The organism is Antribacter soli (genome assembly GCF_021568775.1).
Classification (GTDB): domain Bacteria; phylum Actinomycetota; class Actinomycetes; order Actinomycetales; family Cellulomonadaceae; genus Antribacter; species Antribacter soli.
In genome coordinates this window covers 106,150-120,692 of sequence record NZ_JAKGSG010000040.1, presented here as the reverse complement: position 1 = coordinate 120,692, position 14,543 = coordinate 106,150, and the positions used below count along the sequence as shown (strand labels likewise).

Genomic DNA, 14,543 nt, shown 5'->3' with positions numbered 1-14,543 from the left:
AGTCCGGAGTGCGCCGTCGGGCGCGTCAGGTCACTCAGAGATCGTGAAGCCCTGCTCCGTGCCGTAGGCGACGTTCTCCGCCTGCCACTTCGCGAGACCGTCGGTCAGGCTGGACCTGTCGAGGTAGGCCTGTCCGACCGTGTCCGTGAAGATGCTGTTCGCGTACGACTGCCACGGCAGGTAGGCCCAGCCCGGGTTCACGGAGTCGGCCCCGGCCACGAGGACCTCGTTGATCTTCTGGCCGCCGAAGTACTCGGACTCGTAGGACAGGAACTCGTCCGACTGCAGGTCCGAGACCGTGGCCGGGAAGCCGCCGCTGGCGAGGAACAGCTCGACGGACTCCTCGCTGGAGTTGAGCCACTTGAGGAAGCCCGCGGCGAGCAGCTTGTTCTCGGCGGCCGCCGGGACGACCTGGGCCGACCCGCCGTTCTCGGCGTTGGCGGGCGTGCCGTCGTACGTCGGCATCGGGGCGACGCGCCAGTTGCCGGCGCCGGCGGGCGCTCCGGACTCGAAGACGCCCGGCATCCAGGCGCCCGTGGTGAGGGTCGCGATGGTGCCGTCGCCGAGCGCGGCGAACCACTCGTCGGACCAGCCGGGGATGTCGCCCAGCAGCTCCTCGTCGATGAGCGGCTGGTACATGTCGGCCCACTTCTGGGTGCCCTCGTCGGCGAGGTCGATCGTGACCGTCTCACCGTCCACCTGGAACGGCTTGCCGCCGGCCTGCCAGATGAGGCTCGTCACCGTGCCTGCGTCGCCGCCGCCGTCGTTCGCGATGAACTTCGTGGGGTCCGCGGCGTGGAGCTTGCGGCCGGCCTCGACGTACTCCTCCCAGGTCGCCGGGACCGCGATCCCGTACTGGTCGAAGACCGCCTTGTTGTAGAACAGCGCCATGGGGCCGCTGTCCTGCGGCAGGCCCCAGATGCCGCCGTTCTGCGAGACCGCGCCCCACGTGGACGGGGTGTAGAGGTCCTCCAGGTCGGCGTAGCCGAAGGCGCTGAGGTCCGTGAGCTGGCCGGGGAGCTGGAACTGCGGGATCGACTGGTACTCGAGCTGGATGACGTCCGGGACTCCGTCGCCCGCGGCGATGGCGTTCTGCAGCTCCGTGTTGTTGTCCGCGGCGCCCTGGGTGTCGACGAGCTCGACGTCCACGTTCGGGTACGCCGCCTCGAAAGCAGCCACCTGGTCCTCTGCCTGCGGGGTCCAGGTCCAGTAGGTCATGCTGCCGCCCTCCTGGAGGGCCGCCTCGATCTCCTCGGCGGTGGCGCCCTCGGCGCCGCCTGTCCCGCCGTCTTCGCTGCCGCCCGAGCAGGCGGCGAGAGTTGCTCCCACGACCGTCGCGGCTGCGACGGCCGCGATCGTGCGATGCACACGGTTGAGCCTCATTGCTTCGTGCCTTTCCACTGCGTCGTCGGGGCTGCGCCCCTGTGGCTGGACTACTGCTTCACGGAGCCGGCGCTCAGGCCGGACTGCCAGTAACGCTGGAGCAGGAGGAATACACCGACGATCGGAAGGATCGTCAGGAGGGCACCGGTGATCACGAGGTGGAACACCGGCGAGGCGCCGACACCCGTCGCGTCGCTGTTCCACTCCTGCAGGCCGATGGTCAGCGGGTACAGGTTGGGGTCGTTGAGCATGATCAGGGGCAGGAAGTAGTTGTTCCACGTGGCGACGATCGCGAACAGGAGGACCGTCACGATCCCGGGGACGAGCAGCCGCAGCGCGATCGTGAAGAACGTCCGGGCCTCGCTCGCGCCGTCGACCCGCGCCGCCTCGAGGAGCTCGCCGGGGATCGCCTCTGTGGCGAAGACCCACATGAGGTACAGGCCGAACGGGGACACCAGGGACGGCAGGATCACCGCCCACACCGTGTTCGTCAGGTTCATCTGGCTGAACAGGAGGAACGTGGGGACGGCGAGCGCCGTCCCGGGCACCGCGACGGCCCCGAGGATCGTGGCGAACACCGCCGTGCGGCCCCGGAACCGGTACTTGGCCAGCCCGTAGCCGGCGAGGGTGGCGAGCAGGGTGGCTCCGCCCGCTCCGGCGACGACGTACAGCAGGGTGTTGCCGAGCCAGCGCAGGAAGATGCCGTCGTCGTACGTGAAGACCGACCCGATGTTCTCGAACAGCGCGAAGTCCCCGGAGAACCACAGTCCGAAGGAGCTCAGCAGTGCCGGCTGGGTCTTGGTGGCGCTGATGACGAGCCACAGCAGCGGGACCAGCGAGTAGGCGATGAGCCCCGACATCACGATCGTGAGCGTGACCGACTTGCGGGGGCTGGTGAAGGATTGGGCCATCAGTCGTTCTCCCGGCTCGCGCGCAGCTGGACCACGTAGGCGATGACCGCGGTGAGGACGCCCATGATGATCGCGATGGTCGCCGCGTAGTTGACCTGCTGCCCCACGAAGCTGAGGTTGTAGGCGTACATGTTGGGCGTGTACGACGTGGAGATGAGCGTGGGCACGATCGTCTTGAGGATGTTCGGCTCGTTGAAGAGCTGGAAGCTGCCGATGATCGAGAAGATGGTCGCGATCACGATCGCGCCCCGCAGGGCAGGCAGCTTGACGGCCCGGACGATGCGGAACTGCCCGGCACCGTCGAGCGCGGCCGCCTCGTAGAGCTCCCCGGGGATCGTCCGCAGCGCCGAGTAGAAGATCAGCATGTTGTAGCCGACGAACTCCCAGGTCACGATGTTGCCGATCGCGACGAGGATCCACTGTTTCGTGTACGGCGTGAACAGGGCGAACCCGACCCAGTCGTTGAGGTGGCCCGTCAGGCCCATCCGGTCGCTGTACATGAAGCCCCACATGAGCACGGCGACGACGCCCGGCACCGCGTAGGGCAGGAAGATCGCGATCCGGAAGAAGCTCTTGCCGTGCAGTCGCCCGCTGTCGATGGCGAGGGCCGCGACCAGCGCGATCGCCAGCATGACCGGGACCTGCACCGCGAGGAACAGCCCGACGCGCAGGGCACCGTCCCAGAACTTGCCGTCCGAGAAGGCGGCGAGGTAGTTCTGGATCCCGACGAACTGGTTGCCGCCGATGAGCTGGTTCCGGAACAGGCTGAGGTAGACCGAGTAGGCGAGCGGCGCCAGGAACGCCAGCGCGAACGCGACGAGGAACGGGGTGACGAAGCCCCAGCCCGCCAGATGTACCCGGGATGCCGGAGCCCGGCGTCCACGCTTCTTCGTGGGACTGGCCGGCACGGGCGTCCCGGCCGCGCCGGCCCGCTGGTCTGCCGTTACTGCGGACATCGCCGTCCTTTCCGCTCGTCCGTGAGTGGGTAAGATGTTTACGTTAACACCGCTCTCGCGACCGACCTTCTCATCACGCCGAGGAGAGCGTCAAGCCAGCCCTGGTCACAGTATGGTCAAGCCATGAATGCTCCCGTCCGGAGGCCCAAACCGCGCGCCGGCGCGTCGATGGCCGACGTCGCGGCCCTTGCCGGCGTCTCCGCCCAGACAGTCTCGCGCGTCTCCATGGGGGCGTCGAACGTACGCGACGAGACCCGGGACCGCGTGCTGGCCGCGATGCAGCAGCTGGGCTACTCCCCCAACAGCGCCGCGCGGGCCCTGCGCTACGGCCAGTACGGCACGTTCGGCGTCATCGCCCACCGGCTCGCCCGCACCGGCGAGTCCCGCACCGTCGAGGCCGTCGTCGAGGCCGCCCGCGACCACGGCTACACCGTCACGCTCGTGGACGTCGAGAGCCCCTCGTCCGACGACGTCTCCGCCGCCGTCGCCCGCCTGTCCCACCAGGCCATCGACGGGCTCGTCATCATCCGCGCCGAGACCGCCACGCCGGACTCGCTGCTGCTGCCACCGCGGCTGCCGGTCGCGGTCTCGGACTCCCGGTTCGTCGGACACCACCCCGCCGTCGGCACGGACCAGACCGGCGGTGCCCAGCGCGCCGTCGAGCACCTCCTCGGGCTGGGCCACCGCACCGTGCACCACGTCACCGGGCCCGAAGACTCCAGGCCGGCGCTCCAGCGCGCCGAGGGCTGGCGCGCCACGCTCACCGCCGCCGGGCGCGACGTCCCGCCACCCGTCACCGGCGACTGGTCCGCCGGCTCCGGCTACGCCGCCGGCCGCGCCCTCGCCACGCAGTCAGAGGTCACCGCGGTCTTCTGCGCGAACGACGAGATGGCGGCGGGGCTCATCCACGCCCTGCACGAGGCCGGACGGGACGTGCCGGGCGACGTCTCCGTGGTCGGCTTCGACGACATCCTGCTCGCCGAGCACCTGTGGCCGCCGCTCACGACGGTGGCGCAGGACTTCGCCGCCGTCGGCCGCGAGCTCGTGGACCTCCTCATGCGCCAGGTGCGCGACGGCGAGGTGCTCACCGACGTGCACACCCTCGTGCCCGTCCGGCTCGTCGTGCGGGCGAGCACGGCGCCGCCGCGCTGAGCCGGGGCGTCAGGAGGCCGCGACCTCAGCGTCCGCTTCCGCGCAGTGCCGGTTGACCACCAGGACGGGGCACGCCGAGTGGTGCAGCACCGCCTGGCTCGTGGACCCGAGCAGCAGACCGCGGAACCCGCCCCGCCCGCGTGAGCCGACCACGATGAGGTCGGAGGCGGTGGAGAACTCGGTGAGGAGCTCGGCCCCCGTGCCGTCGAGCACGATGCGGCGGATCGTCAGGCCGGGGTTCATGGCCTCGTACCGGTCGACGATCACGTCCAGCCCGGCCCTGAGGTCCGCGAGGACCTGGTCGTGGTCGATGTTCGACGGCAGCCACGCGAGCAGCCCCGAGCCCGACCCGACCGGCACGCCCGCCACGGCCGTCAGCTCCGCACCCCACACCTTCGCCTGCTCGATCGCGTGCCGCAGCGCCGCCTCGGCCTGCGGCGACCCGTCCACGCCCACGACGATCCTCGACACGTCCCGCAGCGCACCCTCGTCCGGTTCGATGCCGTGAGGGGCGCCACCGGGCATGTCCCGGCCGCCCGTTGCCGGCCAGCCCAGCGTGGACACCGAGCCACGGCCGGCCGCCGAGCGCAGGGGCACGACGACGACGGGACAGTGCGCGTGCGCGGGCAGGGCGGACGAGACGGTGCCGAGCAGACGCTCCGTGAACCCGCCGCGGCCCCGGGTGCCCACGACGGCGAGGCCGTAGTCCCTCGACAGCTCGACCAGCACACCGGCCGCGTCGCCGGTGGCGACCGCCGTCGTCACCCGCAGGCCCGAGTCGGCGACGCGCGCCTCCGCCTCCGCGAGGACCGCCTTCGCGCCTTCCTGGATGGTGGTGTCGTCGAGCGCGGCGTAGCCGCCGTCGAGCGACGCCGCGGTGAACGAGGGCAACGAGTAGCTGCACACGACGTGCAGGGCCCAGCCGACCCGCCGCCCATAGGCCGCCGCCCAGTCCAGCGCGTGCAGGCTCGCCTCCGACCCGTCGACCCCGACCAGCACGACCTCCGGTCGTGTCATCGCGTGCCCTCCTCGTCACTGTGGAGCGATGCCTCAACGCTACTGCCTGAGCCCGGTTTTCTGCCTGAGCGCGCGCAGACAGCACGATGCCCCGGCATGCTTGCGCACGCCGGGGCATCGGGTGATCGGTACGCGGGGGTCAGTACCGGATGAACTGCGGGGCACTCATCCAGATCGCGCGGAACTGGACGGTCTTGCCCGGCCGCGGGGCGTCGATCATGGTGTTGCCACCGGCGTAGATGCCGATGTGGCCGGGGGCGTACACCAGGTCGCCCGGCTGGGCGTCGGCACGCGACACCCGGGTACCGCCGGCGGCCTGGGCCGACGAGGTGCGCGGGAGGCTGATGCCGGCCTGGGCGTAGACGTACGCCGTGAAGCCCGAGCAGTCGAAGCCGTCCGGCGTGGTCCCGCCGCTGAGGTAGGGGACACCGACGTAGCGGGCCGCGATCGAGACGATCGTGGAGCCGTTCGCCGACGCCGGGACGGCCGCGCCGATCGACGTCGTGCTCGTGGTGCTGGAGGTGGTGGTGGCTCGCGTGACCTTGGCCGGGGCGGGGGTCACGGAGACAGCGGCCTGCTCGACGCCGAACTGCGCGTCGGCGGCAACGGCCACGACGGGAGCCGCGGCGAGGGCCTCACGGGCCTGCTCCGTCAGCGCCGACAGGTCGACGGTGCTGAGCTTCGTGGAGCTGTCGGGAAGAGGTGCGGCCACGGCGGGCGCTGCGGCCGCACCGAAGGTCGAGACGAGGATGCCGGCCCCGGCGGCCACGATGGTGGCGTTACGGCCGATCGTGGAGCTCTGTGCGAAGGACGCTACAGGGCGACGCGCTGCCCGATGGCGAGCACGAGTGGTACGTGCGGTCACGTATGTACCTCTCCTTGTACGCCTACGAGGTCAGCTGTCGGGTTCGGGTGGGAGAAAGCACCCGGTCGAGCGGCCCGAGAACCGCCCGACTTCACCCCGAGGACGCACCCTGGCGCCCAAATTGGGTCCCCCGCCCCTGTCATGCGGGTTGTGGTGCCTCGGACGGTGACAGGGTTCGGCGTCCGTACGAGGACTCCGGCAGAGGAACTCTGCGGAGCGGTTCTGAACGTACCGGAAGCGTGGGGCGATGTCACGTTACCGTCACGGTCGCCCTGTGGCACCCGTCACAGTGGAGGCCGCTCGGCGCCCGGGGCACGACGTCGGCGCTGGTCAGGAGACCGCGACGAAGAGGTGCCGCGCCAGGTCTTCCGGGAGGTCGAGCACGCTCGGCGCGCCGTCCACGGACACCGTGTAGGTGCCGTCGGCGTGGCTCGCGATGATCCGGGCCCCGGGCACGAGGCCGGCGGCGGCGAGCCGCGCAAGGAGCTCCACGTCCGTCTGCAGGGGCTCGGCGATCCGCGTGAGCGACGCGCCGACCGGGCCGCGCACACCTCGCTTGGCCGCCGCCTCGAAGACCGCCGGCAGCGACACCACGCCCTCGAGGAACGGCACGTCGGCCAGATCCTCGCCGAGCTCTGCCAGGCCGGGGATGGGGTTGCCGTACGGGTCGTGGTGGGGGTGGTCGAGCAGCCCGACGAGCCGCTTCTCCACGAGCTCGCTCATGACGTGCTCCCACCGGCAGGCCTCGACGTGCACGTACTCCCAGTCGAGCTTGATGACGTCGGTGAGCAGGCGCTCCGCGAGCCGGTGCTTGCGCATCACGCGCATGGCCTTGTCGTGGCCCAGCTCGGTGAGCTCCAGGTGCCGGTCGCCCGTCACGACGAGGAGCCCGTCCCGCTCCATGCGCGCCACCGTCTGCGACACCGTGGGTCCCGAGTGACCCAGACGCTCCGCGATGCGGGCGCGCAGGGGCGTGATCCCCTCCTCGTCCAGCTCGTAGATCGTCTTCAGATACATCTCGGTGGTGTCGATCAGGTCGGTCACGTCAACTCCTGTCTCGCGTCTCGCGTGCCGCGCCGGGGAGCACGGGGTCGTCTCGGCCTCCGGCCGCACGCCGCCCCACGTCAACCCGGGTCCTAGTCTAGTTGGGGGCGCCCACACGCCCTTCATCCTGCCGCGCGTGCCTTCGGAGCAACCCATGACGCTGACCATCCCCGCACACCTGCTTCCCGCGGACGGACGGTTCGGCTCCGGACCCTCCAAGGTCCGTCCCGAGCAGGTCGCGGCGCTGGCGGCGAGCAGCCAGCTGCTCGGCACGTCGCACCGGCAGGCTCCCGTCAAGGACCTCGTCCACCGGATCCGCACGGGGATCACGCAGCTGCTCGGCCTGCCCGACGGCTACGAGGTCGCGCTCGGCAACGGCGGCTCCACCGCCTTCTGGGACGTCGCCACGCTGTGCCTCGTGCGCGAGAAGGCGCAGCACGCGGTGTTCGGCGAGTTCAGCGCGAAGTTCGCCACCGCCACGTCCCGCGCGCCGTTCCTGCGGGATTCGCAGGTGATCACGGCCGAGCCGGGCACCGTCGCCCACCTCGAGGCGGCCGGCGACGTCGACGTGTACGCCACGCCGCACAACGAGACGTCGACGGGCGCGATGATCACGGTCCGGCGCCCGGCGGGCGCCGCCTCCGACCAGCTCCTCCTCGTCGACGCCACCTCGGGCGCCGGCGCGCTGCCGGTCGACCTGCGAGAGACCGACGTCTACTACTTCGCCCCCCAGAAGGTCTTCGCGGCCGACGGCGGCCTGTGGCTCGCGGTCCTGTCCCCCGCGGCGGCCGAGCGTGCGGCTGTGGTCGAGGCGGGACGGTGGGTCCCCGAGTTCCTGTCGCTGACGACCGCGCTCGCGAACTCCCGCGCGGACCAGACGCTGAACACCCCGGCCGTGGCGACCCTGATCCTGCTCGCCGACCAGGTCGAGTGGCTGCTCAGCAAGGGAGGCCTGGACTGGGCCGTGAAGCGGTCGGCCGAGTCGGCGGCGATCCTCTACGACTGGGCGGAGACCCGCCCGTGGGCGACGCCGTTCGTCGCGCGCCCCGAGGAGCGCTCCACGGTGGTCGGCACGATCGACCTCGCGGCCGAGATCGACGCGCCGAAGGTCGTCGCGACGCTGCGCGCCAACGGCGTGCTGGACGTGTTCCCGTACCGCAAGCTGGGCCGCAACCAGATCCGGGTCGGCATGTTCCCGGCGGTCGACCCGGCGGACGTCGCGGCCTTGACCGCGTGCGTGGATCACGTCGTCGAGCACCTCTCCTGACGGTTGCCCGAATCACAGTTGTAATCCGCCCTAAACGGTCCCTACCAGGGGGTTATTCCGGTACGAACGGGTGAATCTGCCCCTGCTTCCGATTGTCCGCTCTGGTGACGGTATGTAACGTGGCCGGGGACCGGCGCCCATCACGCGCGCTGTGCACACGACTCCGGCGCGTCAAGCCACGGCGCGACGGTTCCGACGTTGTACCCCGAGGGGCCTGCATGCCAGTGATCGATCATTTCCTCTACGGGGCCGTCACGCCGGTGCTGGCGTACGCCCTGTCCTGCACGGGGGCCGCGACGGCCCTCTCCTGCACCTCCCGCGCCCGCGCGGCGACCCGCGCCGGCCGGCTGGTCTGGCTCGCCCTCGGTGCCATCTCCCTCGGCGGCACGGGCATCTGGGTCATGCACTTCATCGCCATGCTGGGCTTCGGCGCGAGCGGCGTGACGATCCGCTACGACATCCCGCTCACCCTGCTGAGCGCGCTGATCGCGATCGTGGTGGTCGGCGCGGGCCTGCTGATCGTCGACCTGGGCCGTGGCGCGGGTCCGTCGATCGTCGCGGGCGGCCTGCTCGCGGGCATCGGCGTCGCCGGCATGCACTACATGGGCATGAGCGCGATGAAGACGTCCGCCGAGGTGACCTACGACCCGGTGCTCGTCGCCACGTCGGTCGTCATCGCGGTGGTGGCGGCGATCGCCGCCCTGTGGTGCACGGTCCACATCCGCGGGATCGCGGCCATGATCGTGGCCACCCTCGTGATGGGCATCGCTGTGACGGGCATGCACTACACGGGAATGTCGGGCGTGTCGCTCGCCAACCCGACGAACACCGTGCCCGGCGGCGCCGACACCACCGAGCTGCTCCTGCCGCTCGTCATGGGCGTGTCCGTGGTCACGTTCATGCTCATCCTCGTGATCGGCCTGTGGCCGACCGAGTCCGAGATCCGCGCTCAGGCCGAGTTCGAGGCCAAGCTCAAGCAGCGCAGGATCGAGCGGGAGAACTCCCTCGTGGCAGAGCGGACCGTGACCGAGGCGGTCCGCCGGCAGGACCAGCTCCGCTGACCCCGGTTCCGCTACGCGGCGGCTCCGCTACGCGGCGAGCGTCGCCTCCTGCGCGCCCAGGCGGTCGGGGTAGACCACCTGGAGCTGGAGGCGCGGGAGCCAGGTGTCGTGCAGCACGCGGTAACGCACCGTGACGCGCCAGCGCCGCACCGCCCACACCGTCGCCGTGAGGGCGGCGGCGCCGGTCGCGACGGCACCGAGCAGCACGGCGTACCGCGGGCCGAGCGTCTCCCCGACCCAGCCGACCAGCGGCGAGCCGAGCGGCGTCGTGCCGAGCAGCACCATCATGTAGAGGGACATGACGCGACCGCGTATCAGCGGGTCCACGGAGAGCTGCAACGCCGCGTTCGCGGCGGTCAGCATCGTCAGCGACGCCAGGCCGACGGGGATGCACATCAACGCGTACGCGAGGTAGGTCGGCATGAGGGCCTGCACCCCCATCGCGAGGGCGAACGCGAAGGCCGCGCCCAGGACGAGGCGGACGCGCGGCCGGTCCCGCCGGGCGGCGAGCAGCGCACCGGCGAGCGACCCCACGGCCAGGACCGAGCCGAGAATCCCGTACTCGCTCGCGCCCCGGCCGAACTCGACGCGCGCCATCATCGCCGAGGTGAGCTGGAAGTTGAGCCCGAACATGGACGCCACACCCATCACGGCCAGGATGACGACGACGTCGGAGCGCCCCCGGACGTAGGCGATGCCCTCGCGGATCTGGCCCTTCTGGCGGGGCGCGCTCGGCACGGCGCGCAGGTTGCGCATGCGGGACAGCGCGAAGATGACCGCGGCGAACGAGACGCCGTTGATGACGAACACCCAGCCGCTGCCCACGGCCGCGATGAGCAGGCCCGCGAGGCCCGGGCCGATCAGGCGGGCGGCGTTGAAGCTCGTGCTGTTCAGGCCCACCGCGTTGGCGAGCCGCTCGGCGGGCACCAGCTCGGAGACGAAGGTCTGGCGCACGGGGTTGTCGATCGCGCTGACGACACCCAGGAGCGTCGCGAAGACGTACAGGTGCCACAGCTCGGCTCGTCCGCTCAGCGTCAGGGCGCCGAGGGCGAGGGCGAGCACTCCCATGGAGCCCTGGGTCAGCATGAGGAGCCGACGGCGGTCCATGCGGTCGGCGAGGAGGCCGGCCCACGCGCTGAGGAAGAGGGCGGGGGCGAACTGCAGGGCGGTCACGATCCCGACGGCCACGCCCGAGTTGTCCGTGAGGTCGGTCAGGACGACCCAGTCCTGCGCCACGCGCTGCATCCAGGTGCCGATGTTGGCGACCAGCGCCGAGGCGAACCAGATGCGGTAGTTGTGATACTTCAGGCTCGAGAACGTGGCACTCATCTGGCGGCGATCCGGCTCAACAGCGCGCCCGCGCGCGCGAGGACCGCTCGTTCCTCCTCTGTCAGGTCTTCCAGCTGGCGGGTGAGCCAGGCGTCCCGGCGGCGGCGGGTCTCCGCCACCTCCTTGATCCCCTTCGCGGTCAGGCGGACGACCACCTGTCGCTTGTCGCTCGCGTGCTCGTCCTTCTCCACGAGGCCGAGCTCTGCGAGCGCGTTCACGGCGCGCGTCATCGACGGGGGCTTGACGCGCTCGTGCTCGGCGAGGCTGCCGGGGGACATCTCGCCGTGCTTGTCCAGCACCGTCAGGACCCCGAACTGCCCCTCGGGCAGGTCGGCCTCGCCGCGCTGTGCGCGCAGGCGGCGGGAGATCCGGACCAGCGCCACGCGGAGCTCTCCGCCGAGGGTGGCCGGGGTCGTGGGTGTGGGCACATTCGTTAGCCTAGGTCATTACCTCGGCTAAGGGCAGGGCCTGTGCCCAACGTCACCTGCGCCTACTTCACGATGGCCGGCAGGACCGTCAGCTCGCCGGGGTGCTCCCCGATATAGGTCGCGACGGTGTCGCCGGCGACCGCTGCCATGAGCGGGTCGAAGCGTGGGCGGTCCAGCAGCACGATGGACTGCCCGCCGTCCGGCGAGCGGCCGGTGCCCGAGTACGGCGCGGTCATGAAGGTGACGTCCGAGATCGAGAGGTCGGCGGCGCTCAGCGCCAGCTGAGTCATCTCGTTGAACGTGAAGCCCTCGTCGACCGTGACCGACCTCGAGAAGGCCTCGACGAGCCGGGTCATCGCACCCAGGTCGTCCTTCTGGGTGTTGGCCTTGGCGAGAATTGCCCGCATCCAGTTCTGCTGGCGCTGTACGCGGCCGAAGTCCCCGTTCGCGAGCCCGTACCGCTCGCGCGCGTAGACGAGCGCCTGCTCGCCCGACATGGTGTACTCGCCCGCCGCGAAGAAGGTGTCGCCGGAGCCCACATCCTCCGGGATCAGGATGTCGACGCCGCCCAGGGCGTCGGTGAGCGTGGTGAAGGACACGAAGTCGGTGACTGCGAAGTGGTCGATGCGCACGCCGGTGAGCTGCTCGACCGTCTGGATCATCAGGGACGGCCCTCCCCACGAGAACGCCGCGTTGATCTTGGCGTCCCCGTACCCGGGGATGGGAACCCACGAGTCGCGCGGGATCGACATCACCTGGGCGGACTGCCGGTCGGCGGGCAGGTGCACCAGCATGATCGCGTCGGTGCGCTGTGCGCCCGCCTGCCACTGGCTCGGGTCGCCGGCGGAGATCCGGCTGTCCGAGCCCAGCACGAGGATGTTCATCGCGGCAAAGGGCGCCGCCGGATCGGACGGCGCCGCGGACGGGCGCGTGGCCTCGTCGATCGCCGCGAAGGGGTCCTCGAGGCGTTCGATGTTGTTGTTGATCGAGAGCTGGTAGACCCACAACGCCCCCGCCCCGCCGGCGATGACCAGCAGGAGAGCCCCGACCAGGACCGTGGCGACGAAGCGGGCGCCACGCCGCTTCCGGCGCGAGTGACGGAGGGTGCCGTCAGCAGTCGCTGAGGTGAGGAGATCGGTGATCCGATCGGGTTCGAACGCTGGCATACCCGGGATGCTACGACCGGGGCCGTTACTAGACTATGGCCGAGCCTGCAACTCGAGCGATTTCGCCCGCTCCCTTGCCGGGCCCCGGCGGTCCTCAGTCCGTGCCGTAGATGTCGCGCGTGTAGACCTTCTCGGACACGTCGTCGAGCAGCTCCGTGCGCCGGTTGGCGACGATCACGTCCGCGCGGGCCTTGAACTCCTCGAAGTCGTGCACGAGCTCCGAGTTGAAGAAGTGGTCGCCGCCGAGGCTCGGCTCGTAGACGATCACCTCGACGCCCTTGGCCTTGATGCGCTTCATGATGCCCTGGATGCTGGATGCCCGGAAGTTGTCGGAGCCTGCCTTCATGATGAGGCGGTACACCCCCACGACGCGCGGCTTGGTCGACAGGATGTCCGCCGCGATGAAGTCCTTGCGCGTCGTGTTCGCCTCGACCACGGCGTTGATCAGGTTCTGCGGCACGTCCTGGTAGTTCGCGAGGAGCTGCTTCGTGTCCTTCGGCAGGCAGTAGCCGCCGTAACCGAACGACGGGTTGTTGTAGTGCGAGCCGATCCGCGGGTCCAGCCCCACGCCCTCGATGATCTGCGCCGTGTCGAGGCCGCGCCGCGCCGCGTACGTGTCGAGCTCGTTGAAGTACGCCACACGCATCGCGAGGTACGTGTTGGCGAAGAGCTTGATCGCCTCGGCCTCGGTCGAGTCCGTCAGCAGGACGGGCACGTCGTCGTCGATAGCGCCCTCGAGGAGCAGCTCGGCGAACCGCTTCCCGGCCTCGGACCGGTCCCCCACGATGATGCGCGAGGGGTGCAGGTTGTCGTGGAGCGCCCGGCCTTCGCGGAGGAACTCCGGGGAGAAGAAGATGCTCGCTCCGGGGTGCTCCTCGCTGAGGCGGGCCGTGAAGCCCACCGGAACGGTCGACTTGATCACCATCGTCGCGGCCGGGTTGACCGCGAGGACGGCCTCGACCACCGACTCGACCGACCGCGTGTCGAAGTAGTTCGTCTTCTCGTCGTAGTCCGTCGGGGTCGCGATGACGACGAACGTCGCGCCGGTGAACGCCTCGGCTGCGTCCAACGTCGCCCTCAGCGAGAGCGGCTTCTCACGGAGGTATTCCTCGAGCTCGAGGTCCTCGATCGGCGAGACGCGATTGTTCACCTTCTCGACCTTGGACGGGTCGAGGTCCACGGCGACGACGTCGTGATGCTGGGCAAGGATGACGGCGTTGGACAGCCCGACGTATCCCGTGCCGGCGATCGCGATCTTCACGTTGGTCTCCTGTGGTCGGGTCGGCCGGACTCTACAAGCATCGTTCATCGCTCACACGAGCAACGGGTGAACACCGGGCTAACGCCCGGGCGACCCGGACCCGACGTCAGCCGCCGAGGAAGACCTGGCTGCACACGTACCGCGGGGCGGTCTGCGTCCCGCCGTCCTGGGCGCACGCGATCGCCCCTCCGGCGAACTCGGGCTTCACGATGTTGGCCATGTGCGAGGGCGAGTCCATCCACGCCCCGATCACGTCCTCGGGCGTGCTGTTGCCGCGCGACAGGTTCTCCCCTGTGATCGATGCATCGCAGCCGTCGAGCACCTCGGTCAGCGGTGCGTGCTTCAGCTCCGGAGCGCCCACGAGCGCCTGGGCGCGCTCCAGGGCAAAGCCCGCGGCGCAGTCGTCGTGAACAAGGAGCGCAAGTCCGGCGGCCCCCCGCTGGTCGTTGACGAGCCCCTCGAGCGCCTCGGCATACGCCTCGGCCCCGCTGCCCGACGGCGTCGCGCTCGGCTCGGGCGCGGGGATCACCTCGACCGGAGCGGACTCGGGCGGAGCGGACCCGGTCGCCACCACCGTCGGAGGGACGGGCGCGGCTGTGCTCGCCCCGCGCCCCGGCGCGGCTGACCCGCATGCGGCGAGAGCCGAGACCGCGGTCACGAGGACGAGGGTTCTGAGGATGCGCCGGGTCACGTGACGATCCGA

Annotated in this window: 14 protein-coding genes and 1 riboswitch; of the genes, 3 read left to right on the top strand and 11 right to left on the bottom strand. The window is 70.5% G+C overall.

Annotated features, from left to right (window positions below):
- Positions 1–30: 30 nt before the first annotated feature.
- From L1785_RS14840 to L1785_RS14830, 3 genes are read right to left on the bottom strand one after another with little or no spacing between them, the layout of a single operon-like run.
- Positions 31–1,383 carry an ABC transporter substrate-binding protein gene (locus tag L1785_RS14840; protein ID WP_236090048.1) on the bottom strand — a complete coding sequence of 451 codons (1,353 nt, stop codon included), beginning with the start codon at positions 1,381–1,383 and terminating at the stop codon, positions 31–33.
- Positions 1,384–1,433: 50 nt separating this feature from the next.
- Entirely contained in the window at positions 1,434–2,294 is an 861-nt protein-coding gene (locus L1785_RS14835) for a carbohydrate ABC transporter permease (RefSeq protein ID WP_236090047.1), read from the bottom strand.
- Positions 2,294–3,250 carry a carbohydrate ABC transporter permease gene (locus L1785_RS14830; RefSeq protein ID WP_236090046.1) on the bottom strand — a complete coding sequence of 319 codons (957 nt, stop codon included), beginning with the start codon at positions 3,248–3,250 and terminating at the stop codon, positions 2,294–2,296. The genes L1785_RS14835 and L1785_RS14830 overlap by 1 nt, the downstream gene beginning before the upstream one ends.
- 123 nt (positions 3,251–3,373) lie before the next feature.
- Between L1785_RS14830 and L1785_RS14825 the strand changes: the two genes are divergently transcribed.
- Complete coding sequence (locus L1785_RS14825) at positions 3,374–4,402, top strand: LacI family DNA-binding transcriptional regulator (protein ID WP_236090045.1); 1,029 nt, start codon at positions 3,374–3,376, stop codon at positions 4,400–4,402.
- Positions 4,403–4,411: 9 nt separating this feature from the next.
- On the opposite strand, the gene L1785_RS14820 is transcribed toward L1785_RS14825, so the two are convergent.
- From L1785_RS14820 to L1785_RS14810, 3 genes are all read right to left on the bottom strand, one after another.
- Positions 4,412–5,419 carry a universal stress protein gene (locus L1785_RS14820; RefSeq protein WP_236090044.1) on the bottom strand — a complete coding sequence of 336 codons (1,008 nt, stop codon included), beginning with the start codon at positions 5,417–5,419 and terminating at the stop codon, positions 4,412–4,414.
- Between the two features lie 139 nt (positions 5,420–5,558).
- Positions 5,559–6,284, bottom strand: a complete 726-nt coding sequence (locus L1785_RS14815) for a C40 family peptidase (RefSeq protein WP_236090043.1) — start codon at positions 6,282–6,284, stop codon at positions 5,559–5,561.
- 3 nt (positions 6,285–6,287) lie between these two features.
- Positions 6,288–6,475, bottom strand: a riboswitch (cyclic di-AMP (ydaO/yuaA leader).
- A gap of 139 nt (positions 6,476–6,614) precedes the next feature.
- Positions 6,615–7,328: an iron-dependent transcriptional repressor DtxR gene (locus tag L1785_RS14810; protein WP_236090042.1), complete on the bottom strand. Its 714-nt coding sequence runs from the start codon at positions 7,326–7,328 to the stop codon at positions 6,615–6,617.
- Positions 7,329–7,482: 154 nt separating this feature from the next.
- Between L1785_RS14810 and serC the strand changes: the two genes are divergently transcribed.
- Positions 7,483–8,595: a phosphoserine transaminase gene (gene serC / locus L1785_RS14805; RefSeq protein ID WP_236090041.1), complete on the top strand. Its 1,113-nt coding sequence runs from the start codon at positions 7,483–7,485 to the stop codon at positions 8,593–8,595.
- 218 nt (positions 8,596–8,813) lie between these two features.
- Positions 8,814–9,656, top strand: coding sequence for an MHYT domain-containing protein (locus tag L1785_RS14800; RefSeq protein WP_236090040.1), 843 nt, complete (start codon positions 8,814–8,816; stop codon positions 9,654–9,656).
- A 27-nt stretch (positions 9,657–9,683) separates the two neighbouring features.
- Here the strand turns inward: L1785_RS14800 and L1785_RS14795 are convergent, their stop codons facing one another.
- The 5 genes from L1785_RS14795 to L1785_RS14775 form a co-directional block, all read right to left on the bottom strand.
- Positions 9,684–10,985: an MFS transporter gene (locus tag L1785_RS14795; RefSeq protein WP_236090039.1), complete on the bottom strand. Its 1,302-nt coding sequence runs from the start codon at positions 10,983–10,985 to the stop codon at positions 9,684–9,686.
- Complete coding sequence (locus tag L1785_RS14790) at positions 10,982–11,413, bottom strand: MarR family winged helix-turn-helix transcriptional regulator (protein ID WP_236090038.1); 432 nt, start codon at positions 11,411–11,413, stop codon at positions 10,982–10,984. Before L1785_RS14790 ends, L1785_RS14795 begins: the two co-directional genes overlap by 4 nt.
- A gap of 62 nt (positions 11,414–11,475) precedes the next feature.
- On the bottom strand, positions 11,476–12,579 hold the full coding sequence (locus tag L1785_RS14785; protein WP_236090037.1) for an LCP family protein: 1,104 nt from the start codon (positions 12,577–12,579) through the stop codon (positions 11,476–11,478).
- A 94-nt stretch (positions 12,580–12,673) separates the two neighbouring features.
- Positions 12,674–13,840 carry a nucleotide sugar dehydrogenase gene (locus L1785_RS14780; protein ID WP_236090036.1) on the bottom strand — a complete coding sequence of 389 codons (1,167 nt, stop codon included), beginning with the start codon at positions 13,838–13,840 and terminating at the stop codon, positions 12,674–12,676.
- A 106-nt stretch (positions 13,841–13,946) separates the two neighbouring features.
- Positions 13,947–14,531 (bottom strand): CAP domain-containing protein, encoded by a 585-nt coding sequence (locus L1785_RS14775; RefSeq protein ID WP_236090035.1) that lies wholly within the window; start codon positions 14,529–14,531, stop codon positions 13,947–13,949.
- Positions 14,532–14,543: the final 12 nt, after the last annotated feature.